At 65.6% G+C, this 23,382-nt stretch carries 22 protein-coding genes; 9 read left to right on the top strand and 13 right to left on the bottom strand.

The features are described 5' to 3' along the window. Positions 1 to 236: 236 nt before the first annotated feature. Positions 237 to 1,136, top strand: coding sequence for an ATPase (locus VF716_RS18895; protein WP_125882596.1), 900 nt, complete (start codon positions 237 to 239; stop codon positions 1,134 to 1,136). Between the two features lie 57 nt (positions 1,137 to 1,193). On the opposite strand, the gene VF716_RS18890 is transcribed toward VF716_RS18895, so the two are convergent. Continuing rightward, positions 1,194 to 3,104: an autotransporter domain-containing protein gene (locus VF716_RS18890; RefSeq protein ID WP_440552848.1), complete on the bottom strand. Its 1,911-nt coding sequence runs from the start codon at positions 3,102 to 3,104 to the stop codon at positions 1,194 to 1,196. Positions 3,105 to 3,460: 356 nt separating this feature from the next. Between VF716_RS18890 and VF716_RS18885 the strand changes: the two genes are divergently transcribed. Then, on the top strand, positions 3,461 to 4,657 hold the full coding sequence (locus tag VF716_RS18885; protein WP_440552847.1) for a diguanylate cyclase: 1,197 nt from the start codon (positions 3,461 to 3,463) through the stop codon (positions 4,655 to 4,657). A gap of 28 nt (positions 4,658 to 4,685) precedes the next feature. Here the strand turns inward: VF716_RS18885 and pncB are convergent, their stop codons facing one another. The 4 genes from pncB to hmpA all read right to left on the bottom strand — a co-directional run bounded on the left by pncB (position 4,686) and on the right by hmpA (position 8,158). Beyond that, positions 4,686 to 5,885 (bottom strand): nicotinate phosphoribosyltransferase, encoded by a 1,200-nt coding sequence (gene pncB, locus VF716_RS18880; protein ID WP_013983717.1) that lies wholly within the window; start codon positions 5,883 to 5,885, stop codon positions 4,686 to 4,688. A gap of 403 nt (positions 5,886 to 6,288) precedes the next feature. After that, on the bottom strand, positions 6,289 to 6,459 hold the full coding sequence (locus VF716_RS18875) for a general stress protein (RefSeq protein ID WP_003290130.1): 171 nt from the start codon (positions 6,457 to 6,459) through the stop codon (positions 6,289 to 6,291). A gap of 240 nt (positions 6,460 to 6,699) precedes the next feature. Continuing rightward, entirely contained in the window at positions 6,700 to 6,930 is a 231-nt protein-coding gene (locus VF716_RS18870) for a hypothetical protein (RefSeq protein WP_049338962.1), read from the bottom strand. A 49-nt stretch (positions 6,931 to 6,979) separates the two neighbouring features. Further along, entirely contained in the window at positions 6,980 to 8,158 is a 1,179-nt protein-coding gene (gene hmpA / locus VF716_RS18865; RefSeq protein ID WP_095461018.1) for an NO-inducible flavohemoprotein, read from the bottom strand. 253 nt (positions 8,159 to 8,411) lie between these two features. Between hmpA and VF716_RS18860 the strand changes: the two genes are divergently transcribed. After that, positions 8,412 to 8,636, top strand: coding sequence for a DUF2188 domain-containing protein (locus VF716_RS18860; protein WP_041755667.1), 225 nt, complete (start codon positions 8,412 to 8,414; stop codon positions 8,634 to 8,636). A gap of 13 nt (positions 8,637 to 8,649) precedes the next feature. On the opposite strand, the gene VF716_RS18855 is transcribed toward VF716_RS18860, so the two are convergent. The 6 genes from VF716_RS18855 to gcl form a co-directional block, all read right to left on the bottom strand. Beyond that, a complete protein-coding gene (locus VF716_RS18855) occupies positions 8,650 to 9,498 on the bottom strand; it encodes an urea transporter (protein ID WP_125877121.1) in 849 nt (282 codons plus the stop codon). 93 nt (positions 9,499 to 9,591) lie between these two features. Continuing rightward, positions 9,592 to 11,007, bottom strand: a complete 1,416-nt coding sequence (gene pyk, locus VF716_RS18850; protein ID WP_020308775.1) for a pyruvate kinase — start codon at positions 11,005 to 11,007, stop codon at positions 9,592 to 9,594. Positions 11,008 to 11,063: 56 nt separating this feature from the next. After that, the gene (locus VF716_RS18845; RefSeq protein ID WP_125877119.1) at positions 11,064 to 12,335 is read right to left on the bottom strand and encodes a glycerate kinase type-2 family protein; all 1,272 of its coding nucleotides are present in this window, start codon (positions 12,333 to 12,335) and stop codon (positions 11,064 to 11,066) included. Positions 12,336 to 12,663: 328 nt separating this feature from the next. Next, on the bottom strand, positions 12,664 to 13,554 hold the full coding sequence (locus VF716_RS18840) for a 2-hydroxy-3-oxopropionate reductase (protein ID WP_049325681.1): 891 nt from the start codon (positions 13,552 to 13,554) through the stop codon (positions 12,664 to 12,666). Positions 13,555 to 13,626: 72 nt separating this feature from the next. After that, the gene (hyi, locus tag VF716_RS18835; RefSeq protein WP_011914205.1) at positions 13,627 to 14,409 is read right to left on the bottom strand and encodes a hydroxypyruvate isomerase; all 783 of its coding nucleotides are present in this window, start codon (positions 14,407 to 14,409) and stop codon (positions 13,627 to 13,629) included. A gap of 173 nt (positions 14,410 to 14,582) precedes the next feature. Next, entirely contained in the window at positions 14,583 to 16,364 is a 1,782-nt protein-coding gene (gcl, locus tag VF716_RS18830; RefSeq protein WP_014597455.1) for a glyoxylate carboligase, read from the bottom strand. Between the two features lie 114 nt (positions 16,365 to 16,478). Here gcl and VF716_RS18825 point away from each other — a divergent pair, with 114 nt between their 5' ends. Then, positions 16,479 to 17,387, top strand: a complete 909-nt coding sequence (locus VF716_RS18825; protein ID WP_013983705.1) for a LysR family transcriptional regulator — start codon at positions 16,479 to 16,481, stop codon at positions 17,385 to 17,387. Positions 17,388 to 17,392: 5 nt separating this feature from the next. On the opposite strand, the gene uraH is transcribed toward VF716_RS18825, so the two are convergent. Beyond that, positions 17,393 to 17,803, bottom strand: a complete 411-nt coding sequence (gene uraH / locus VF716_RS18820) for a hydroxyisourate hydrolase (RefSeq protein WP_125921218.1) — start codon at positions 17,801 to 17,803, stop codon at positions 17,393 to 17,395. 16 nt (positions 17,804 to 17,819) lie between these two features. Beyond that, positions 17,820 to 18,323, bottom strand: a complete 504-nt coding sequence (locus VF716_RS18815) for a GlcG/HbpS family heme-binding protein (RefSeq protein ID WP_045633289.1) — start codon at positions 18,321 to 18,323, stop codon at positions 17,820 to 17,822. 140 nt (positions 18,324 to 18,463) lie between these two features. On the opposite strand from VF716_RS18815, the gene VF716_RS18810 reads away from it, so the two are divergent. The 5 genes from VF716_RS18810 (at position 18,464) to VF716_RS18790 (ending at position 23,338) form a co-directional block, all read left to right on the top strand. After that, complete coding sequence (locus tag VF716_RS18810) at positions 18,464 to 19,138, top strand: heavy metal response regulator transcription factor (RefSeq protein ID WP_049325683.1); 675 nt, start codon at positions 18,464 to 18,466, stop codon at positions 19,136 to 19,138. Continuing rightward, the gene (locus VF716_RS18805) at positions 19,135 to 20,493 is read left to right on the top strand and encodes a heavy metal sensor histidine kinase (RefSeq protein ID WP_125921219.1); all 1,359 of its coding nucleotides are present in this window, start codon (positions 19,135 to 19,137) and stop codon (positions 20,491 to 20,493) included. Before VF716_RS18810 ends, VF716_RS18805 begins: the two co-directional genes overlap by 4 nt. Positions 20,494 to 20,568: 75 nt before the next feature. Beyond that, positions 20,569 to 21,360, top strand: coding sequence for an exodeoxyribonuclease III (xth, locus tag VF716_RS18800; RefSeq protein WP_013983700.1), 792 nt, complete (start codon positions 20,569 to 20,571; stop codon positions 21,358 to 21,360). 136 nt (positions 21,361 to 21,496) lie between these two features. Continuing rightward, complete coding sequence (locus tag VF716_RS18795; RefSeq protein ID WP_017245851.1) at positions 21,497 to 22,750, top strand: sensor domain-containing phosphodiesterase; 1,254 nt, start codon at positions 21,497 to 21,499, stop codon at positions 22,748 to 22,750. A gap of 135 nt (positions 22,751 to 22,885) precedes the next feature. Continuing rightward, the gene (locus tag VF716_RS18790; RefSeq protein WP_017245850.1) at positions 22,886 to 23,338 is read left to right on the top strand and encodes a PA2169 family four-helix-bundle protein; all 453 of its coding nucleotides are present in this window, start codon (positions 22,886 to 22,888) and stop codon (positions 23,336 to 23,338) included. The last annotated feature ends 44 nt before the right edge of the window (positions 23,339 to 23,382 follow it).

Below are 23,382 nucleotides of genomic sequence, written 5' to 3'. Positions count from 1 at the left end.
CAAGCGAAACGCCCGGCTGGCGAGGCGTGCAGACTGTCGAGCCATCGCCGAACCAGGCCCGGCAGCTGTCGGCGGCCGATCCGGTGCTGGCTTTCACTGCACCGTGATGCGCGTCACCGCCGTCGCGATGCTCTACCGCGGTGCATCCAGGGCGGCAGACGCGAGTCGCTGATGGCCGCGCCCCGAACCGTTTATACTGCGCGCTGTTTTTCGCACCGCGCCATCGAAGGTAACCCATGCGCAACGATGCTCACGACGAACTGGACAACATCCCCAGCCTGACCGCAGGCCGTGACCGTGTGGAGCCCTACCCGGCGCCGGATCTGGAGCCGATTCGCAAGGGCTCGGGCGATTACGCCGACGACACCCGTCCGCGGCAGAAGCGCCGCCCGGCCAGCGGTGGCAAGGCGAGCACGGCGCCGCTGTGGGTCGTGGTGCTGGCTCTGCTGATCAGCCTCGGCGCCCTGGGCTGGTGGAGCTATCAGAAGATCGCGATGCTGGAGATGCAGCTGGTCGCCACACAGGAAAGCTTCGCGCGGATCAGCGAGGACGCCGCCGGAAGGCTGCAGGACATTTCCGGCAAGGTGGTGGCGACCGAGTCCAACGTCACCACCGAGAGCGAGGCGGTGAAACTGCGGATCAAGCAACTCGAGCAGCAGGCCATCGACCTCGCTCGCCAACAGCAGGCCTTTGCCACCGAGCAGCAGAGCCTGGCCGGCCGGCAAGGCAATCAGGATCAGCGCATGGAAGAGCAGGGCAAGCGCCTGGAGCGGCTGGGGTCCGACGTGCAGAGCCAGCAGAGCACCACCGCATCGCTGGCCGAGACGGTCAAGACCCTCGGTAGCGAGCAGGCCACGCTGAAGTCTGCGCTGGACGAGCAGGCCAAGCTGGCCGGACGGATCGACAGCCTGAGCAAGGACGTGGCGGCGCTCAAGCAGGGTGGTAACCAGAGTCAGGCGATCAGCCGTCTGGAGCAGGACATCCTGGTGCTGCGCAGCGAACTGGAAAACCGTCCGGCGCCTGTCAACAATACCAATACCGCCGAATTCGATTCCTTCCGCGCCCAGGTCACTCGCACCATCAACGCCATGCAGGGGCAGATTGCCAACCTGCAAGGGCAGATCGACGGGCGCTGAGTTCACCTCGCTCGGCCGCCGCGCGCATTCGCGGCGGCGGCCTTTGAGCGTCTCCCTCTACAGATCCAAGGCCAGCGACAGTCCGAGCCCGTGGTCGCGGTTGTCGTTTCCGCGGTAATGGTAATTGGCACGCAGCGCCAGGCCGGGCGTCAGGCGGTGCGTCAGGCCGACGCTGAAACGTGTCTGGTCGCCGGTCGGCACCGCTCCGGGCAGTTCGAAACTGTTGCCCGGCACGCTGTTCAAGGACATGCGCAAGTCGCGGCGGTCCTCATCCTCGCGCTCCACCTCCCGTGCCACCTCGCCGAACAGTCGCGTGCGTTCGGTCAGGGCATAGTCGCCGAACAGGCCGAGCGACAGGCGTAGCGAGTCCAGTTCCTGATCGTCATAGCTCAGGGTGGTAGAACGGGCGCCTTTCTCGCTGTATCCGTCGACGTCCACTTTCTGGTAGCTGGCACCGATGAACGGCCCGAACTGCAGGCGATCGCCCGGCTGCATCAGGTTGAAGCCGGTCTTCACCGCGGCGCCCCAGAGGGTTCCCTCGGTGTCGCCCTTTTCCGTGCGCTCGGTGATGCCGAGGGCGAAGGTGCGCTTCAGGTCGTGGTAGTCCAGGTAGCCTGCGCTGAGGCTGAAGTCAGCGAACAGGCGCTGATACTCGTAACGGGCGAACGCCGTGGCCAGATAGCTGCGCATGTCGTAGTCGGAGTCGTTTCGACCCAGCTCCAGCGAGTTTTCCGCCAGCCCGAGGCTGACGCCGGCCAGCCAGGCTTCGCTCAGTCGATGGGTAACACCCAGCGACAGGCTCAGACCATGTCCGTCTCCACCACCGTAACCGTCGTACTCAGGTCGGTTGTAACCGCCCTGAACGAAGGTGCGCCACGCGCCGACCGGTTGCCAATCGCCACGCAGAGCGGCCAGCTCGGTATCCAGCTGCTGCAGGTGGGCGCGCAATGCGGAGCGGCCCATCTCCGGCAGTAACGACACTTCCCACGGTGCTGAGATGATGGAGTAGAGATAGTCAGCGCTGATCTGGTGAACCGCGGTGGTGGGATGCACGGCGTCGTTGAACAGCAGGCGGCTTGGGTCCGGCGCGCTGCCGCCGAGGCTGTAAACCGGATCAGCCTGGCAGTTGCCGGCCGACGCGTCGAAACACACTGCGGTCTGCGCCACGTTGGGGTCGAAGCCGAACGCCGCCAGATCAGCGCGCACCTCGGCGAGCAGCAGGCGATTGTTCACCAGTACGTAGTTGCCGCCCTGGGCTTGCAGTTGGCTGGCCAGCTCGGCATTGAACTGGTCGCTCAGGAAGTTGAACGTCGCAGCCTGCCCGGTGAAGGCGCCCAACGGCGTGGTACCGACGTCGGGCAGATCGGAAACGATGATGTAGCGCGCTCCTGCTGCCTGCAGGGCGCCGACGCCAGCCACCAGATTGCTCGCGGCTTGGGCCATGGTCACCGGGTTGGTGTTGAGCTGGAAGATGTCGTTGCCGCCACCGTTCAGGTAATACAGGGCATTGCTGTCGACTCGCGGATTTTCCCGCAGATAACCGGGTCGGGTACGGCTAAGGCCGCCTACCTCGACGATGGAGTCGCCGTTTATCGAGTCGAGTATTTGATCGGTACGGTAACCGCCCACTGCATAGTTGGTCCCGTCGGGGTTGCCAGTCAGCAGCGCCGGCAGCAGCGGTGTGGATGGCAGGGACTGCAGACCCAGCATGCCGGCCAGTCGTTGGGTGCCGACCTCGCCGATGTATTCGCCCGGTCCGTAGGTGGGGCCGGTGCGGTTGGTGAAGCGCAACCCCCCGGTGGGGTTGCCGCCGAGCGTCGGGCTTTGCAGATCCGGAAAATTGCCCGCATCGCTCAGCGAGTCGCCGAATACGATGAACTGGCTGAACGGCCCGCTATCGGCAGTAGCGACGCTGGACACGCAGGTGAGCAGAACGGCTGCCGCAAGCGGCTTGAGAGCGCTTTGCACGGGGGTATCTCCTTATTGTTCTTTTTGTGGATACGTCGACTCGCAGACGGGGCGGGCGACCCGGTCACGCTACTGGCTGGTGTCCGTGCCGATAAGCGCTCAAAAGGGCGATTGTTCCTCAGTGGCGCTACCTCTAAGGAAGTAATGGCTGTTTGCAATCAATTCATTGTCCTGGCTCAAGGGAATGCTGGGGTCAACTGGCTACCATCGGCTCCGCTTGCGCCTGGGGTGATGCTTTCGCCCTGCCGAGTAGTCGCCGCTTTGAAATGGATTGAAGAGCCGCCATCGGTATTCGGGAGTCGCCGGAGGCGTGCCTGCTGCGAATAGACCGTCCCAGTTGGGAGCACAACAATAAGATGCCATCGCCCCTCGATTTGCTGCTCAACCGCCTGACAACGCTGCTGCCCAGCGAACTCAAGCCCAATGAACTGCGCCATCTGCTGACGCCGGGTCGCCATCCGTTGCTGCTCTGCCAGCGCCGGGCGACGCTGATCGTCAACCGTGTCCGCCTGTTCGCTTTTCTCTTCGCGGTGCTGACGCCCCTGTGGAGTCTGATCGACCTGATGGTGTTCGAGCCGCGGCTGTGGCTGGCGTTGGCCGGGTTGCGCATGATGGCCTGCCTCGCCTTCACCGGACTGCTCTTGTTCTACCGGCCGAGTGGCAACCTGCTGGATGCCTACCGCGCGATCGCCATCCTCTTCGCGATACCTACGATCTTCTACATCGCGTCACATGCCCTGCTCGGCAGCTATCAGCTGGCGCAGTTCTCGGCCGTGGTCGGTGCGGGCTATGCCTTCCTGCCGTTCGTGCTGATGGCCGGGCTGACCATCTTCCCGTTGACCCTGGTGGAGAATCTGGTGCTGGCCAGCCTGCTGCTGCTGGCCCAGGCGTTCGCCGGCTATCTCAGCTGGGCCACGCTCAACTGGCCGTCGTTCGCAGGGGCGTTCTGGTTGCTGATCCTCATTGCCGGTGTCACCAGCCTGGCCAGCATGAGTCAGCTGGCATTCATGTTCGCGCTGGTGCGCCAGGCGATCCGTGATCCGCTCACGGGGGTGTTTTCCCGTGGCAGCGGAGAGGAGATCCTGCGCCTGCAGTGGGATAGCGCGCAGCGCAAGGATGGCGCGCTGGCGCTGGCCTTCATCGACCTGGATCATTTCAAGTCGATCAACGACAACCACGGGCATGAAGCCGGCGACCAGGTGCTGCGCTGCGCGGCGCGGCGTCTGGTGACGACCCTGCGCGCGTCCGACAGCCTGCTGCGCTGGGGCGGCGAGGAGTTCCTGTTGATCATGCCGGATACCGACATGCAGCAGGCGCACCTGGCGCTCGAGCGTATTGTCGGGCAAGGCCTCGGCCTGCGCCCGGACGGCGCACCGCTGACCGCCAGCATCGGCCTGGCGGAGCGGCGTTGCGATCAGGTGGACGACTACCGGGATCTGCTGGAGCTGGCGGACAAACGCATGTACTACGCCAAGACCGGCGGGCGCAATCGGCTCTGCGCAATGGAGCCGGATGCGGTGCTGCAGCAGGGGTCGCTCGCGCTGAGCGGCTAGCCGCAGGGTAGCGTGCGGCGCGTCCGGGTCAGCCGGCAGCGACGCCGAACACGTGGCGCAGGTAGCTGACGAAGGCTTCGTCGCGGCACATGGTCTTGCCCGGCGAGTCGGAGATCTTTGCCACCGGCTGGCCGTTGCAGGCGGTCATCTTGATCACCATGTTGGTCGGCTCCACTCCCGGAATGTCGCAGGTGAGCCCGGTGCCTATGCCGAAGCTGGGTCTGCTGCGGTCGATCAGGGCGCGGTGGATGTGCAGTGCCTTGGCGAAATCCAGACCGTCGGAAAAGATCAGCTGACGGCTTTTCGGATCGATGCCGAGGCGCTGGTAGTGTGCGATGGCTTTCTCCGCCCATTCCAAGGGATCGCCCGAGTCGTGGCGCAGGCCATCGAACAGCTTGGCGAAGTACAGATCGAAGTCGCGCAGGAAGGCATCCATGGTGATGCAGTCGGTCAGCGCGATGCCCAGTGCGCCACGGTATTCGCGAACCCAGCAGTCGAGCGCCGCGACCTGACTGTCGATGAGGCGCGGGCCGAGCTGCTGGTGCGCCATGATCCATTCGTGGGCCATGGTGCCCATGGGTTTCACGTCCAGCGTGCGGGCCAGATGCACGTTGCTGGTGCCGACGAAACGGCCGGGAAAGTCGCAGCGCAGGCGCTCGACCACCATGGCCTGAACCGCGAAGGAGAATCGTCGCCGGGTGCCGAAGTCAGCCAGGGTGAAGCTGGCCAGCTCCTCGGCAGTCGCCTGGCTGCGCAGCCAGGCGAACTTTTCGTCCAGCCTGGCGCCCGCCTGTTCCAGCGTCACCTGCGCATAGCGCGCGCGGTTGCGCACCTCGCTGACGATGGCCAGCAGCGGTACTTCGAACAGGATCACATGCAGCCAGGGCCCGCGCAGGTACATCACCAGCTCACCGTCCTCGACATCCACCCGCAGGTAGCGGAGGTCGAAGCGGAACAGCCCGAGAAAGCGGATGAAGTCGGGCTGCATATAGGGGACGCGCTCGAGGAAGGCCAATTCCTCGGCGGACATCTGCAGCTCGGCCAGCGCTTCGATCTGGTGGCGGATCTCGCTCAGGTAAGGGCTCAGGTCTTCGCCGGAGCGGCTGCGAAAGGCCCATTCCACTTCCGCATTGGGGTAGTGATGCAGGACCGCCTGCATCATGGTGAGCTTGTAGAAGTCGGTATCCAGCAGGCTCTGGATGATGCGGTCCGAAAATGCGCTGCTCATCGGGTCGTTCCGTTCTGGACATCGGGTGATGGTAGCGGCAAATGGCGAGCAAGGCGCTGCCCGAAGGCCTTTGGCGTGTTGCCGAGCGGGTGCTGCCATTGGTCGACTCGCGCTGTCGATCAAGAATTCGAAAGGCGAACATGTGCGGTCGTGCAGTTGGTCGGAATATTATCGTCACGTAGCGCTCGTTGCGGGTTTTTGATATTAACGGGCTGGCAAATATATATCGATCGCCATTGTTTAGTGTATCGATTTGATATCTATTCGATAGCAACTTAGCGCAGATTTTTTAATGCATACGGTAAAAGATAATAATATCTGTCGGTGACGGGTAGCGGCCTTTGTTAAATAAGAAAAGGCAGGTGCCGAAGCGCCTGCCTTTTCTGTTTTGCCGTAGCGTTAGTTAGCTGCTGCGGCCACCGCCGTGGCTGTTCTGGCCACCCTTGCGGCCGGCCTCGGAGGCCTTCTCGCGGTCATTGGCAAAGTTGCCGCCACTGTTGTGACCGCCCTTGCGGCCGGCTTCGGAAGCTTTCTCTCGATCGTTGGCGAAGTTGCCAGGGTTGTTATTTGCCATGTGTTTTTCTCCTCGATTGGATAGACACTTTCACAAACGGCTGAAAGAGAGAGATCAATCAGCCTTCACTGTCTCAGAGGGGGTATCGCCACAGGAGTTTCGCCCTGTTTCAAAGTGCAGACGAATGGTTTTCCTCATATGCAGTAGGACTATGGCGTGATGAAATTACAAGCGAAGCGGTAAATGGGCTTATTGGCGTAGAAAAGAGTTCTGTTAATTGCAGCCGGTCAGCTTGGCCTGCTATGCGAAGCGCGCGTTTCGCTCGGCGAGCAGGCGCATGACGTATCCGATCTTCAGCGCCGTCGGGCCAAGTATGACCAGAGCGTGAGCAGCGACCACACTGCCCATCGCCAGCCGATGATCGAACAGATAGGCACCGCTGATGCCGAGCAGCAACAGCAGCACGCCACCCACCATGAAGCTGTTGGCCATGAACCACAGGTTTCGGAAGCAACCGGGCTGGAACGGCATGACTGAATCTCCTCTGGAGGAGGCTCGCGTGGCGCGAGCCTCGAATGGGTCAATCGAGGGCTGATGCGGGACCGAAGAACTCGTAGCGCGTTTGCTGCTCCGGCACGCCAATGGCCTTGAGTTGCCGGCGCACGGCCGCCATGAATGGTTTCGGGCCGAGGAAGTAGGCGTCGACATCGCGGCTCTGCGGTAGCCAGTCCGCCAACTGCTGTTCGGTCAGCCGGCCGATGGCATCCGGTGCGTCAGCCGAGCCGTCGTGCTCCTCGTAGCAGTAGAAGCGCTGGAGCTGCGTGTGGCGCTCGGCGAGTGCGTCCACGGCGCGGCGGAAGGCGTGCACCCCGGCATTGCGCGCGCAGTGGATGAAGTGCACCGGCCGGGACGTCGCCAGCGCCTGCTCCAGCATCGCCAGGGTCGGGGTGATCCCCACGCCGCCGCTGATCAGCACCAACGGCTTGTTCCCGGGCGCAAGGGTGAACTCGCCTGCCGGCGCGAACAGCTCGACGATCGCGCCCTCCGGCATGTCGTGCAGCGCATTGGAGACCACGCCGCCAGGCTCGCGCTTGACGCTGATGCGATACTCGCGACCGTTGCCGGCAGCGGACAACGAGTAGTTGCGGCGCTCTTCCTTGCCATTGATCTCCAGCCTCAGACCGATGTACTGGCCGGGCAGGAACTCCATCAGCGGCCCGCCATCCTCCGCTTGCAGGTGAAACGAGGTGATCTCCTCGCTCTCCTTGACCTTGCGCGCAATGCGGAACGGGCGCGCGCCACGCCAGCCTCCCGGCGCTTCGGCCTTGGCCTGGTAGAGGCGTTCTTCCTGGCCGATGAGCAGGTCGGCGAGCTGCTGATAGGCCGCCGCCCAGGCCTCGATCACCGCATCGGTGGCGATGGCCTCGCCAAGCACCTCGCGGATGGCGCGCAGCAAGCAATTGCCGACCAGCGGGTAATGCTCGGGTAGCACCTGCAGGGCGACGTGCTTGTTGATGATCTGTGCCACCAGCGGGCCGAGGGCGTCCAGCCGGTCGATATGCCGGGCATACATCAGCACGCCGTTGGCCAGGGCGCGCGGTTGCTCGCCGCTGGCCTGGTGCGCCTGGTTGAACAGCGGGCGAACCTCGGGATGCTCGCTCAGCAGCAGCTTGTAGAAATGGTTGGTCAGGGCTTCGCCACCGCTTTCCAGCAATGGCACGGTGGCTTTGATAAGGGCGATCTGTTCAGCGCAAAGCATCGAATATTCCTCTGGTGGGAAAAACCGACGTCGCCGTGGCGAACGTCATGCAGAGGGCTTTCAACAATCGTTCCAGCTCTGAAATTGACTTGAATCAAGGTTTTCGGGGTGCTACTGGTGAAATTAACCCTGATCTGCACGGGTCATCCGAACCCATGAGGGTGGAATGTACACTCCGCTTGCGTGCCGAACCTTCGTCGCCGTCCGGCTTTCCTATGGGAGAGCCCGAACATTTCATTAGCTGGAGAAAGGCATGGAGATCTATCACATCACCCATGAAGACGATCGTTGGGTGCTGCGCGAAGAGGGCGACCAGCGCGCCCTGCTCGAAGCGGCGAACCGGCAGGACATCCTCGACGAAACCCGGGATTACATGAAGTTGCGCACGGCGCTAGTCAAGGTGCACGCCGAGGGTGGCGACGTCGCCGAAGAGCACCGCTACCCGCAGGAACAGGACCCGCTGACAACCGGAGGGTGAGGCTTTGTGCTGGCTAATCGACCCGGCTGGGATGGGGTGCGCGCAGCGCCAGGCCTAGCCAGGTCGCCAGCAGGAACGGCAGGGTCAGGGCCGGCAGCCCCAGTTCGATGCACACCCGCCAGATCGCCACTGCGGCAATCATGCCCAGCAGCGGCAGGCGCCAACCGCCACGCCATTGCACCAGGGCCAGCGCGGCGAGGGCCGGGTTGAAACCGGCCTGGCCGTCCGCCCAGGGTGCGCCAAACAGGCCCGCAGCCAACAACCCCATCGCCGAGCCCGCCAGCAGCCACAGGGCATCGCGCAAGGAGGCCAGGGCCACGGCCGCCAGTAGGCAGGCGGCCGCGAGCGGCTGGTGGAGAAAGACCACCTGGCCGATACCCAGCAGCCAGGCGTCGCGCAGCGTCGTTGCGTCGGGTGCGGGGACATCGGGCGATGAAACCGACACCGGCGCGATGCACAACAGCGCGAGCAGGCCGATCAGCACGAAGGGCAGGGTGAAGCCCGGCAGGCCGCCGTGGTGGCGCAGTCGAGCGAGCAGCCAGGCCTGTAGCGGACAGCTGGCCAGCGCCGCCACGCCGACCAGCACCAGGCTGGCGCCTGACAGGCCCAGCTGGGTCACCAGCAGCGCGCCGAGCAGCGCGGCGTTGTAACCGTAGAGACCGTCGTCTCGATCAGCCGGTGGATAGCCGAGCCAGGTGGCGCCTAGGTGAGCGACCAGCACGCCGCTCAAGGCGCCGACGAGCAGTGCCGGGGCGCCACTGGCCAGCGCGAGCATGACCAGCGCTCCGCAGCCGGCATGGCGCTGCAAAAAAATCTGGGCGAAGGCATGCAGCACGGCGCGCAGGTGCGAAGAGTCGGGCATCGGCGAAATCCAGGCGAGCGCAAGGGTGCCGACCCGCAAGGGGTCGACGACCGCTGTCGTGGGGAGGTGGGCCGGGCTTGCGCCCGGCTCCATTCAGGGCAGGACTTCGATGCGCAGCGAGTTGGTGGTACCCGGCTGGCCCAGTGGCACACCGGCGGTGATCAGCACCGTATCGCCGCTCTCGGCCATGCCCTGCGCCCGTGCCAGCTCGACGGCGTGGCCGCTGACCTGCTCCATGTCGCGCATCGGCGCATCCACTACCGAGTACACGCCCCAGGCCACCGTCAGCTTGCGTGCGGTGGCGGTGCTGGGCGTCAGGCTGAGGATCGGCGTGGCCGGCCGCTCGCGCGAGGCGCGCAGGCTGGAACGGCCGGATTCGGTGTAGTTGACCAGCACCGCCACCGGCAGGATGCCGCTGATGCGGCGGATTGCGCAGCTGATGGCATCCGGCAGGGTCGCCTCGGCGTTGGGCCGGTGCACGTCGAGCTGCGCCTGGAAGTCCGGGCCGCTTTCCACCTGGCGGATGATCTTGCTCATCATGCTCACCGCTTCCAGCGGGTAATCGCCGGAGGCGGTTTCAGCCGACAGCATCACCGCGTCCGCACCCTCGGCCACGGCGTTGGCCACGTCGGTGACTTCGGCACGGGTCGGGGCCGGGGCGAAGCGCATGGATTCGAGCATCTGCGTCGCAACCACCACCGGGCGGCCGAGCTGGCGGCAGATGCGCACGATGTTCTTCTGGATGCGCGGCACGTTTTCCGGCGGTACCTCCACGCCCAGGTCGCCACGCGCCACCATGATCGCGTCCGACAGCCTGGCGATCTCGCGCAGGTGCTGCACCGCGGAAGGCTTTTCGATCTTGGCCATGAGGAAGGCCCGCTCGCCGATCAGCTTGCGCGCCTCCTGGATGTCCTGCGGGCGTTGCACGAACGACAGCGCCACCCAGTCCACGCCCAGCTCGAGGCCGAAGGTCAGGTCCTGGCGGTCCTTCGCCGTCAGCGGCGAAAGCTCCAGCACCGCCTCCGGCACGTTCACGCCCTTGCGGTCGGACAGCTCGCCGCCGGCCACCACGCGGGTCTCGATGGCGTCGGCATGGCGCTCGACGACCGTCAGGCGCAGGCGACCATCGTCGATCAGCAGCTGCATGCCCGGTTCCAGCGCGGCGATGATCTCCGGGTGCGGCAGGTTCACGCGCCGGCTGTCGCCCGGTGTCGGGTCCAGGTCCAGACGAAAGGCCTGGTCACGCTCAAGGCGGACCTTGCCGGCGGCGAAACGGCCGACCCTGAGCTTGGGCCCCTGCAGGTCCATGAGGATGCCGATCGGCTGGTTCAGCTCCTGCTCGACCTGGCGAATCCAGGCGAAGCGCTCGGCGTGGTCGCTGTGCTCGCCGTGGCTGAAGTTCAGGCGGAACAGGTTCACGCCGGCCTCGACCAGTGCGCGCACGTCGTCGACGCTGCGGGTGGCCGGGCCGAGGGTGGCGAGAATCTTGACCTTCTTGTCGTGTGTCATGGCGGTGCTCTGGGGCAGTTGTTGTTCTGATGCGCGCCTGTACGAGGTGGAGGCCGTCAATCCGACGACGGCAGGATCAGGATGGCGCGAAAGTCGTTGACGTTGGTGCGCGTCGGGCCGGTGACGATCAGGCTGTCCAGCGCGGCGAAGTAGCCATAGCCGTCGTTGTCGGCCAGCGAGTCGGCGGCACGCAGGCCCAGCGCCTCGGCGCGGGCAAAGCTGTTCGGGGTCATCAGCGCGCCGGCGTTGTCCTCCGAGCCGTCGATGCCATCGGTGTCGCCGGCCAGGGCGTAAACGCCGGGCAGGCCTTGCAACGCTTCGGTCAGGGCGAGCAGGAACTCCGCATTGCGCCCGCCGCGTCCGTTGCCGCGCACGGTGACGGTGGTCTCGCCGCCGGACAGGATCACGCAGGGCGCGGCGATCGGCTGGCCGTGCAGCACCACCTGGCGGGCGATGCCGGCATGCACCTTGGCCACTTCGCGTGCTTCGCCTTCCAGATCACCGAGGATCAGTGGGGTGATACCGGCGTCACGGGCCGCCTGGGCCGCGGCATCGAGGGACTGCTGCGGCGTGGCGATCAGCTGGAAGTGGCTGCGCGAGAGCATCGGGTCGCCCGGCTTGAGGGTTTCCGAGCGCGGATCCTCGAGCCAGGCGCGCACATTGGCCGGCACCTCGATGTGGTAACGCTCGAGAATCGCCAGCGCCTCGGCCGACGTGGTGGGGTCGGCGACGGTAGGGCCGGAGGCGATCACCGTGGCCTCGTCGCCGGGCACGTCGGAGATCGCGTAGGTGTACACGCTGGCCGGCCAGCAGGCTCTGGCCAGGCGGCCGCCCTTGATCGCCGAGAGGTGCTTGCGCACGCAGTTCATCTCGCCGATGTGCGCGCCGGAGCGCAGCAGCGCCTTGTTGATCGCCTGCTTGTCCGCCAGCGAGATGCCTTCGGCCGGCAATGCCAGCAATGACGAGCCGCCGCCGGAGAGCAGGAAGATCACCCGATCGCTTTCCTCGAGGTTGCTGACCAGCTCCAGCACACGGCGGGCGACGCGCTCGCCGGCGTCGTCCGGGACCGGGTGTGCGGCTTCCACCACTTCGATACGCCGGCAGTCGGCGTGGTGTTCGTAGCGGGTCACCACCAGTCCGGACAGTTCACCTTCCCAGACCTTCTCGATGGCTTCGGCCATGGCCGCGGCCGCCTTGCCGGCGCCGATGACGATGGCACGGCCGCTGCGGTCTTCGGGCAGATGGTCGGCGAGTACATGGCGTGGATGGGCGGCCTCGATGGCGCTATCGAACAACTGGCGCAGCAGGGCTTGCGGGTCGAGGGTCATCTGAAGCTCCTTGTATGAGGTCTGCAACCGATTCCAGACCTTAGGGCTCGCCAATGCAAGCGCTAAGGTCTGCAATTGAAATCGACCCGCCCGGCAGTCGGGCCGTGACTCCTTGTGCCGGGCGAATCGAAAAGGTGCCGTCTGGTGACGGCGGTCGGGCTGAGATGCGCAGGTCATGCTGGTCGTGGGGAGACGCGATGATTCCGACCTGACGCACCTCTGGCCCGGCCCTTTGAGCGGCGCTGCGCGGGCGTTGCGATGACCCACCACCCGGTCTGTCTGTCCCTGAAGGTGGGGTCGCTGGCCCATTGCAGCGTGCTCGAAGGCTTTACTCCTTGCGGATCGAGAAGTTGGCCATGTGCTCCAGGCCCTTGATCAGCGCCGAATGGTCCCAGCCGCTGCCGCCGATTGCCGCGCAGGTGCTGAACACCTGCTGGGCATTGGCGGTGTTGGGCAGGTTCAGGCCCAGCTCGCGGGCACCGGCCAGGGCGAGGTTGAGGTCCTTCTGGTGCAGGCTGATGCGGAAGCCCGGGTCGAAGGTGCCCTTGATCATGCGCTCGCCGTGTACCTCGAGAATCTTCGAGCCGGCGAAACCGCCCATCAGCGCCTCGCGCACCTTGGCCGGGTCGGCACCGTTGCGTGCGGCGAACAGCAGTGCCTCGGCGACCGCCTGGATGTTCAGCGCGACGATGATCTGGTTGGCCACCTTGGCAGTCTGGCCATCGCCGTTCTCGCCGACACGGGTGATGTTCTTGCCCATCGCCTGGAACAGGGGCAGCGCGCGTTCGAAGGCCGCTTCGCTACCGCCGACCATGATCGACAAGGTGGCCGCCTTGGCGCCGACTTCACCACCGGATACCGGGGCGTCGAGGTAGTCAGCGCCGGTGGCCTTGATCTTCTCGGCGAACTGCTTGGTGGCAGTTGGGGAGATCGAACTCATGTCGATCACCACCTTGCCGGCGCCGACGCCGGCGGCCACGCCATCGGCACGGAACAGCACGTCTTCGACCTGCGGGGTGTCCGGCACCATGACGATGATGAACTCGGCTTCCTGGGCGACTTCCTGCGGATTGGCCAGGCCGATGGCGCCGGCTTCGGTCAGTTCGGCCGGTGCCTGGTCGTGGTGCTGGGACAGGAAGATCTGGTGGCCGGCCTTCTGCAGGTTGATTGCCATGGGCTTGCCCATGATGCCGGTGCCGATGAATCCGATTTTAGCCATGAGTGTTCTCCTCGATTCTGTGGTGCAGGCCGCTGTGCGGCCCGCGTTGCTGCCTGGGCGGCGCGCTGTTGATCAGATGGCGTTGTGGCTTTTCAGCCAGCCAAGGCCGGCTTCGGTGGTGGTGGCCGGCTTGTATTCGCAGCCGACCCAGCCCTGGTAGCCGATGCGATCCAGATGCTCGAACAGGAAGCGATAGTTGATCTCGCCGGTGCCTGGCTCGTTGCGTCCGGGGTTGTCCGCCAGCTGGATATGGTTGATCGCCGCCAGGTTGTTCTCGATGGTGCGCGCCAGGTCTCCCTCCATGATCTGCATGTGGTAGATGTCGTACTGCAGGAACAGGTTGGCGTGACCGACCTTGCCGCGGATCTCCTGCGCCTGGGAGGTGTTGTTGAGGAAGAAGCGCGGAATGTCGCGGGTGTTGATCATCTCCATCACCAGGCGGATGCCGGCCTCCTCGAGCTTCTGCGCGGCGTAGCGCAGGTTTTCGATAAAGGTGATTTCCAGCTGGCCGAGATCGGCGCCACGCGGGGCGATGCCGGCCAGGCAGTTGACCTGGGTGTTGCCCAGCACCTTGGCGTAGGCGATGGCCTTGTCCACGCCGGCGCGGAACTCCTCGACCCGCTCCGGCAGGATGGCGATGCCACGTTCGCCGCCGGCCCAGTCACCGGCCGGCAGGTTGAACAGCACCTGGGTCAGCTTGCTGGCATCCAGCTGAGCCTTGATCTGCTCGGCAGGGAAGTCATAGGGGAACAGGTACTCGACACCGGAAAAGCCGGCCTGGGCGGCAGCGGCGAAGCGGTCCATGAAGTCCTGCTCGGTGAACAGCATCGACAGGTTGGCGGCAAAGCGGGGCATGGTTTTCTCCTGATCTGTAGGGATCGCATTCGGTTTCGCATTGCGGTGGTGTGGTGGCCACCCTGGGTGTTGCGTTTGCGGTGGATATGCTTCGCGACAGCCACCCTACGGTCCGAAGTGTTCGTAGGATGGAAGACCGCGAAGCGTCTTCCACGCGTCTGGTTACGGTTGAATCAGTCCAGCAATCCGACCGCGGTCGGGGCATCTTCCCGACCTGCGGCCAGCGCCTCGAACTCGTTGATCGCGTCGATCTCGGTGCCCATGGCGATGTTGGTCACCCGCTCGAGGATCACCTCGATCACCACCGGCACGCGGTGTTCGGCCATCCACGCCTGGGCCTGCTCGATGGCCGGGCGCAGGTCTTCCTGCTTGAACACGCGCAGCGCCTTGCAGCCCAGTCCCTCGACCACCGCGACGTGATCGACGCCGTAGCCTTCCATGCCGCTCTGGTCGGCATTGATGTTCTCGAAGCCCAGCTGCACGCAGTAATCCATGTCGAAGCCGCGCTGCGCCTGGCGGATCAGCCCGAGGTAGGCGTTGTTCACCAGGATGTGCAGGTAGGGCAGCTTGAACTGCGCGCCGACGGCCAGTTCCTCGATCATGAACTGGAAGTCGTAGTCGCCGGACAGCGCCACCACCTTGCGGGTCGGGTCCGCGGCAACCACACCGAGCGCCGCCGGAATTGTCCAGCCGAGCGGACCGGCCTGGCCGCAGTTGATCCAGTGGCGTGGCTGGTAGACGTGCAGGAACTGCGCGGCGGCGATCTGCGACAGGCCGATGGTGCTGACGTAGCAGGTGTCCTTGCCGAAGGCGTTGTTCATGCACTGGTACACGCGCTGCGGCTTCATCGGCACGCTGTCGAAGTTGGTCTTGCGCAACATCGTGCGCTTGCGTTCCAGGCAGTCGGCGGCCCAGGCGCGGCGATCCGGCAGACGCCCTTCGGCCTTGCGCGCCTTGGCCACGTCGACGAACAGCTCCAGTGCGGCGCGGGCATCGGAGACGATGCCGTAGTCCGGCGCGAACACCCGACCGATCTGGGTCGGCTCGATGTCGACGTGGACGAAGGTGCGGCCCTTGGTATAGGTCTCCACGGAGCCGGTGTGACGGTTGGCCCAGCGGTTGCCGATGCCGAGCACGAAGTCGGATTCGAGCAGGGTCGCGTTGCCGTAGCGGTGGCTGGTCTGCAGCCCGCACATCCCGGCCATCAGCGGATGGTCGTCGGGGATCGAGCCCCAGCCCATCAGCGTCGGGATCACCGGCACGCCCACGGTCTCGGCGAATTCCACCAGCAAGGCCTCGGCCGCGGCGTTGTAGATGCCGCCACCGGCGACGATCAGCGGGCGCTCGGCGGCGCAGAGCATGTCGATGGCTTTCTCGATCTGCTTGCGGGTTGCCGCCGGCTTATAGACCGGCAGCGGCTCGTAGGTGTCGACGTCGAACTCGATCTCGGCCATCTGCACGTCGAACGGCAGGTCGATCAGCACCGGGCCGGGGCGGCCGGAGCGCATCACGTGGAAGGCCTGCTGGAACACGCGCGGGACCAGAGCCGGCTCGAGTACCGTGACCGCCCACTTGGTGACAGGCTTGGCGATGGACTCGATGTCCACGGCCTGGAAATCTTCCTTGTGCAGGCGGGCACGCGGCGCTTGCCCGGTGATGCAGAGGATCGGAATGGAGTCGGCGGATGCCGAGTACAGGCCGGTGATCATGTCGGTGCCGGCCGGGCCGGAGGTGCCGATGCACACGCCGATGTTGCCTGGCTTGGCACGGGTATAGCCCTCGGCCATGTGCGAGGCACCCTCGACGTGGCGGGCGAGGATATGACGGATGCCGCCATCGGCCCGCAGGGCGGAATACAGCGGATTGATCGCGGCTCCGGGGATGCCGAAGGCGGTGTCGATGCCTTCCTTGCGCAACACCGCGACGGCGGCATCGATTGCTCTCATTCGGGCCATGGATCGTTCCTCCTGGGTAACTCGATAGTTTTTATACGTGGCGCAAGCATGCCGACCTGGATTCCGTGGCGGAATTGGCCGAGACTTCACTTCTGTCGATATCAGGAGTATCGAATGGATCGCTATACGACCCTGCGCAGCTTCGTGCTGGTGGCCGACTGCGGCAGCTTCGCCGCCGCCGCGCACAAGGAGAACGTCACCCCGGTGGTGATGGGGCGGCGGCTGGATGCGCTGGAGCGGCATCTGGGCGTCAAGCTGATGCACCGCTCCACCCGCGGCCTGTCGCTGACTGATCTGGGCGAGCAGTATCTGGAGCGCGCCCGCGGGCTGCTCAAGGACTTCGATGAGGTGGATGCCAGCATCAGCCACGACCGCACCTCGGTACGCGGCCACCTGGTGGTGTCGGCGCCGGCGGCATTCGGGCGGCGGCATATCGGCCCGCACGCACCGGCGTTCCAGGCGCGCTACCCGGACCTGCAACTGTCGTTCAACTTCACCGACAGCGTGGTCGACCTGGTGCGTCACGGTTACGACATGGGCATTCGCATCGGCGAGGTGACCGACCCCAACTATGTGGCGGTGCGGCTGTTCCCCAACAGGCGGGTGGTCTGCGGCTCGCCCGAGTACTTCGCCCGCCATGGTACGCCGACGACGCTGGAGGAACTGACCGAGCACAACTGCCTGGCTTTCAACCTGCAGGGCGGTCAGCAGCGCGGCTGGACCTTTCTGCGCGACGGTCGGCAGGTGGCCATCCGCGTGGCTGGCAATCTGGACTGCAATGACGGTGAGCTGCTGTTCGACTGGGTCAAGCAGGGCCTGGGCATCGGCTGGCGCTCGACCTGGGAGATCCAGGCCGAGCTCAAGCGCGGCGAGCTGGTCACGGTACTCGACGAGTACGCGCTGCCGGCCTACGACATCCAGGCCGTCTACCCGCAGCAGCGCTACCTGCCGGCCAAGGTGCGTTTCTTCATCGACTACCTGAAGGACATCTACAACGCACCGGGCTACTGGGAAGTGCGCTGAGCGGCTCAGTTGCCGCGGTAGGTGGAGAAGCCGTAGGGGCTCAGCAGCAGCGGGATGTGGTAGTGCTCGACGCTGCCATCGGCTTCGAAGATCACCGGAACTTCGGGGAAAAAGGTGCTGGTCTTCTGCGTGGCGAACCAGTCGCCGGTCTTGAAGGTGACGCGGTAGGTGCCTTTCTCCAGCGCCTTGCCTTCCGGGTAGAGCGCGGTGATCCGACCCTGCGCGTTGGTCTCGCCGCTGTTGAGTGATTTCCAGGTGTCACCCTGACGTTGTTCCAGGGTGACGCGCACATCCGGCGAGGGCAGACCGTTTTCCAGGTTCAGCACGTGCACGCTGAGCGGGTTGCCAGCTGCGAGGGTGAGACCGGACAGGCCACTGAGCATCAAGCCGGCGGCGATTGAACGTAGTGCTTTCATGGTGTTTTCCTTTTCTTCAGTGGGAGGAGGGCAGCAGTTTCTCGATGGCGGCCACGGCGCAGGCCTCGTCGTTCTTGGCACCGCCGGCACCGGCCACGCCGATGGCACCGATCACCTCGTCGCCGACCTTCAGCGGCACGCCACCGCCGAGCAGCAGCAGTTCGTCCAGGCTGTTGAGGTTGGCGGCATCCGGCGTGCTGGCGGCGCGTTCGGCGAACAGCCGGGTCGGCGTCTTGCTCGACAGCGCGGTGTAGGCCTTGCGCTGCGCGGCCAGGGTGTTGTGCGGACCGACGTTGTCGTCGCGGCGCAGGGCGACCAGGTTGCCGCCGCGATCGACCACGGCGACTACCGCGGTGCGGTTCTGTGCGTGGCAGGCATCCAGGGTCTGTTGGATCAGGCCGTCGGCCAGCGCCAGCGAGACGTTCTGCTGGGTGATCGGTGTCGGCGTGGCGGCGTTGGCGCTCAGGGCCGGGGTAAGCACTGCCAGGGCCAGCAGTGACAGTGTGGCGGCGATACGCATATCGATTTCTCCGGTGGCTGGATTTCGAGGCGCATGCTGCCGCCCGCCGACCGTCAGAACCGTTGCCTGCGCATTACGCTTTTGTAATGGCTGCGAAGCCGACGGCCCCATAACCTATGCGCCATCAATGAGGTGATCCGATGCGAATTCTGGTGGTGGAGGACGAGGCCAAGACGGCCGACTACCTCAAGCGTGGGTTGGAGGAGTCCGGCTACCGGGTGGAGGTCGCGCGCAACGGCGTCGACGGCAAACACCTGATCGAGGAGGAAACGTTCGATCTGGTAATCCTCGACGTCATGCTGCCCGGGCTCGATGGCTGGCAGCTGGTGCAGGTGGTGCGCCAGCGTTCGGCGCACACGCCGGTGCTGTTCCTCACCGCCCGCGATGCGGTGGAAGACCGGGTGCGCGGTCTGGAACTGGGCGCCGACGACTACCTCATCAAACCCTTTTCCTACGCCGAGCTGCTGGCGCGGGTGCGCACGCTGCTGCGTCGCGGCCCGCCGCGGGAAGTCGAGCATTTCCACGTCGCCGACCTGGAGCTGGACCTGCTGCGCCGCCGCGTCACCCGTCAGGGCGAGCGCATCAACCTGACCAACAAGGAGTTCGCCTTGCTGCACCTGCTGCTCAGTCGTCAGGGCGAGGTGCTTTCCCGTGCGCAGATCGCTTCGCAGGTCTGGCAGATGAACTTCGACAGCGACACCAATGTGGTCGACGTGGCGATCCGCCGGCTGCGCGCCAAGGTCGACGATCCGTACCCGCTCAAGCTCATCCACACCGTGCGCGGCATGGGCTACGTGCTGGACATCTCGGCATGAGTCTGTTGCCACGCTCACTCAGCCTGCGCCTGGCACTGGCCTTCGCCCTCGTCGCGGTGGTGCTGCTCGGCGCCATCGGCCTCTACCTTTACCGCTCGCTGGAACGCGAGATCGTCTGGCGCGACGACCAGGCGCTGCTCGGCCGGCTGGAGCGCATGCAGGCGCTGCTGGACGACAGCGCCAGCGTCGACGCGCTGCGCCAGCGGCCGCAGCTGTACGAGAACATGCTGGGCAACCGCGACAGCCTGCTCTGGCTGCTGGATGCCCAGGGGCGTGCACTGATCGAGATCAACCCGACCCGTCTGGCGATTCCGCCACTGCCGGCCGCCGATCCGGTGGCGCTGCAGGATATCGGCGAGGCGCGTCTGGCCTGGCGGCAGCTGCCCGGCGAGGCGGGGCTGACGCTGGTGGCCGGGCGCCTGCTGAGCGAGCGCGAACAGATGCTGGGTGCCTATCGCACCAAGCTGTGGTGGGCGCTGAGTGTCGGCGCGCTGCTGGCATCCGTGCTCGGCTGGTTGATCAGCCGGCGTGCGCTGCGCCCGGTGCGCCGGCTGACGCGTCAGGCCCTGGCGATCGACGTGCAACACCTGCACCTGCGCCTCGACGACTCGACCGTGCCGAGCGAGCTGGAACCGCTGCGTGCGGCGCTGAACCAGATGCTGGCCCGGCTGGAGCAGGGTTTCGCCCGCCTGTCGCGCTTCAGCGAGGACCTGGCCCACGAGATGCGCACGCCATTGGGCAACCTCATGGGCCAGACCCAGCAGCTGCTGCACCGTGCCCGCTCGGTGGAGGATTACCAGGCGCTGCTGGTCTCCAATCAGGAGGAGTACGAGCGCCTGGCGCGGATGATCGACAACATGCTGTTCATCGCGCGTGCCGAGCAGCCGGCGGCGGCCATCGAGCGGCAGCGCTTTGCACTGCCGGCACTGGTCGAGCAACTGTGCGACTACTTCGAAGGCGTCGCCGAAGAGCGCGGCATCCAGCTGCTCGACGAGACCGAGGGCGAGCTGTGCGGCGACCCCGAACTGATCCGCCGGGCGCTGGCCAATCTCGTCGCCAACGCGCTGCGCTACGGCGCGGCCGACAGCCCGGTGCGCATCGTCAGCGCTACGGGGGACGGCTGGCGGCGCGTCAGCGTGATCAACCAGGGCTCGCCCATCGCCCCGGAGCATCTGCCACGCCTGTTCGACCGCTTCTACCGCTGCGACCCTTCGCGCGCCGAGCCGGGCGACTCCGGTGGACTGGGGCTGGCCATCGTACGTTCGATCGCGCAGCTGCATGGCGGCGAGGTGGAGGTGCACAGCGACGCCAGCGCGACCCGCTTCACCCTGTGCTTGCCGGCTGATCCCGACTGACGGCGCCCAAGGACGGATGCCGGCCCGTGAGGTCACAGCTAAGGTGAATATCACCAGCTGAGCAGAGAGGCGCTTGTGGATCGTCTGAAAATCGCCACCTTCAACATCAACGGCATCCGGGCGCGCCTGCCCAACCTGCTCGAATGGCTCGAGCGCGAGCAGCCCGACGTGGTCTGTCTGCAGGAACTCAAGGCGCAGGATGCCGACTTCCCCATCGACGACATCCGCGGCGCCGGCTATGGCGCCATCTGGCACGGGCAAAAGTCCTGGAACGGCGTAGCGATACTCGCCCGTGACAGCGAGCCGCTGGAGATCCGCCGCGGCCTGCCCGGCGACCCGGACGACAGCCACAGCCGCTATCTGGAGGCCGCGGTGCACGGGGTGATCGTCGCCAGCCTCTATCTGCCCAACGGCAACCCCCAGCCCGGGCCGAAGTTCGACTACAAGCTGGCCTGGTTCGAGCGGCTGATCGAGCACGCCGCAGGCTTGCTCGCCAGCGGGCATCCGGTGGTGCTCGCCGGCGACTACAACGTGGTGCCCACTGACGAAGACATCTACAACCCGCGCTCCTGGCGCAAGGATGCGCTGCTGCAGCCGGAAAGCCGCGCGTGCTACGAGCGCCTGCTGGCTCAGGGCTGGACCGATGCCTTGCGCGCCCAGTTTCCGGACGAACCGGTCTATACCTTCTGGGACTATTTCCGTCAGCACTGGCAGAAGAATTCCGGGCTGCGCATCGACCATCTGCTGCTCAGCCCCGATCTTGCGCCGTGCCTGCAGACGGCCGGTGTCGATCGTTGGGTGCGTGGTCAGGAGCACGCCAGCGACCATGCGCCGACCTGGGTCAGCCTGGCGCGCGAGGCGGACTGATGGCCAAGGCGGTCGCGACGTGCGTGTGACCGCTGGAGGTGAGGCTGCGCGGCCGCTGGCTGGCGCGCAGCGGTTGTGGCCGGCCGGTCGTCAGGGCCGGCGGGTTATGTTGCAGGCGTAGACCCCGGAGGTATGGATGCTCGGACATTTGAGGCCGGTTGCGGCCGTTGAGGACCTGATCGACCCGGTTGCCGTGCTGGCGAAGCTCGAAGCCGGCAATGTGCCGATCGGCTCCATGCTGTGCGAGGCGCTGCATGCGGTGCGCAGCCACCTCGGAATGGAAGTTGCGTTTATCGCCGAGTTCAGCGAGGGGGCCCGGGTGTTCCGCCATGTCGATGGGCGGACCGAGCACCTGGTGCTGTGTGTCGGCGACTCCAATCCGCTGGAAGAGAGCTACTGCCAGCGCGTCGTCGATGGCCGCCTGCCGGAATTGATCAACGACGCCACCCAGCTGCCTGCGGCGCTGGAGCTGCCGGTTACCCGGGAACTGCCGGTCGGTGCGCACCTGAGTGTGCCGATCCGTTTCAGCGACGGTGGTGTGTACGGCACCTTCTGCTGCTTCAGCACGCGGCCGGATGGCAGCCTGAACGAGCGCGATCTCAACACGCTGCGGCTGTTCGCCGCCTTCGCCGGGCGGCTGCTGGAGACTCAGGCGAAAAGCCAGCAGAGCTGCGCCAGCAAGCGCAGCCGGATCGAGAGCGTGCTGGCCGAGCGGAGCTATGGGGTGGTCTACCAGCCCATCGTGCATCTGGTGGAGAACCGCATCGTCGGCCACGAGGCGCTGGCGCGCTTCCGCGCCGACCCGCAGCGCACGCCGGACAAATGGTTCGATGAAGCGGGTCAGGTCGGGCTGCAGAAGGAACTGGAGATCGCCCTGATCGAGGCCGCGCTGCAGGGCTTCGACCGTTTACCGGCCGACAGCTACCTGTCGCTCAATGTCTCGCCCGAAACCATCCTGGCCGGGGCGGTCGGCGAGGTGCTCGCCAGCCAGCCACTGGACCGGCTGATGCTGGAAGTCACCGAACATGCCCTGGTGCAGGACTACGAGCGGCTCGCCGAGGCACTGGAACCGCTGCGCCGCGAGGGCCTGCGGCTCGCCGTGGACGATGCCGGCGCCGGCTACGCGAGCTTCCGCCACATCCTCAAACTCAAGCCGGACGTCATCAAGCTCGACGCCAGTCTGATCCGCAACGTCGACAGCGACACCGGCTGTCGCGCCCTGGCCGCGGCGCTGATCCGCTTCGCCGAGGAGACTGGCTGCAAGGTGGTCGCCGAGGGTGTCGAGACGCAGGAGGAGCTGGCGATGCTGCGGCGTTTGGCAGTGAACAAGGCCCAGGGCTATCTGCTCGGCCGACCGTCCGCACTCAGCGCTCGCGTGGCAACGGGCTGAGCGGCTGTTCCGCACTGTCTCGGCGTGCCTGCGCCTTCGGGCGGTTTCGCTGAACCTTTATGGTGCGCGGGCAGTCGATTTTTAACACGGGCCATTGCTTTTGGCCCTTCGAGTCGACTTGCCAGGAGGTACAAGATGGATACGAAAGAGACGATTTCCGTGCTCAACGATCTGATAGAGACCTGCAAGGATGGGGAAAAGGGCTTTCTCGAATGTGCCGAGGATCTGCGCGACCCGCAGCTCAAGAGCACCATGAACCAGCGCTCGCGCGATTGCGCCACCGCCGCAGCGGAACTGCAGCAACTGGTGCGCTCGATGGGTGGCGATCCGGAGACCAGCACCAGCCTCTCGGCCGACATGCACCGCCGCTGGGTCAACCTCAAGGCGATGATCACCGGCAAGGACGACGAGGCGATTCTCAACGAATGCGAACGTGGCGAGGACGTGGCGGTGAAGAGCTACCGCAAGGCGCTGGAAAAAGATCTGCCAGCCGAGGTGCGGATCGTTGTGGAACGCCAGTACCAGGGCGTGCAACGCAACCATGATCAGGTCAAGGCACTGCGTGACGCCGCTCGCGCACGCGGCTGATCGCGCGTTACCCGTCTGCACGAAACGCCAGCCCTTGCTGGCGT

The sequence above is a fragment of the Stutzerimonas sp. Brlt_14 genome (genome assembly GCF_051948915.1).
In the GTDB taxonomy this organism is placed as follows: Bacteria; Pseudomonadota; Gammaproteobacteria; order Pseudomonadales; family Pseudomonadaceae; genus Stutzerimonas; species Stutzerimonas stutzeri.
The sequence above is the reverse complement of the archived record's forward strand: the minus strand, read 5'-3'. Positions and strand labels throughout refer to the sequence as shown.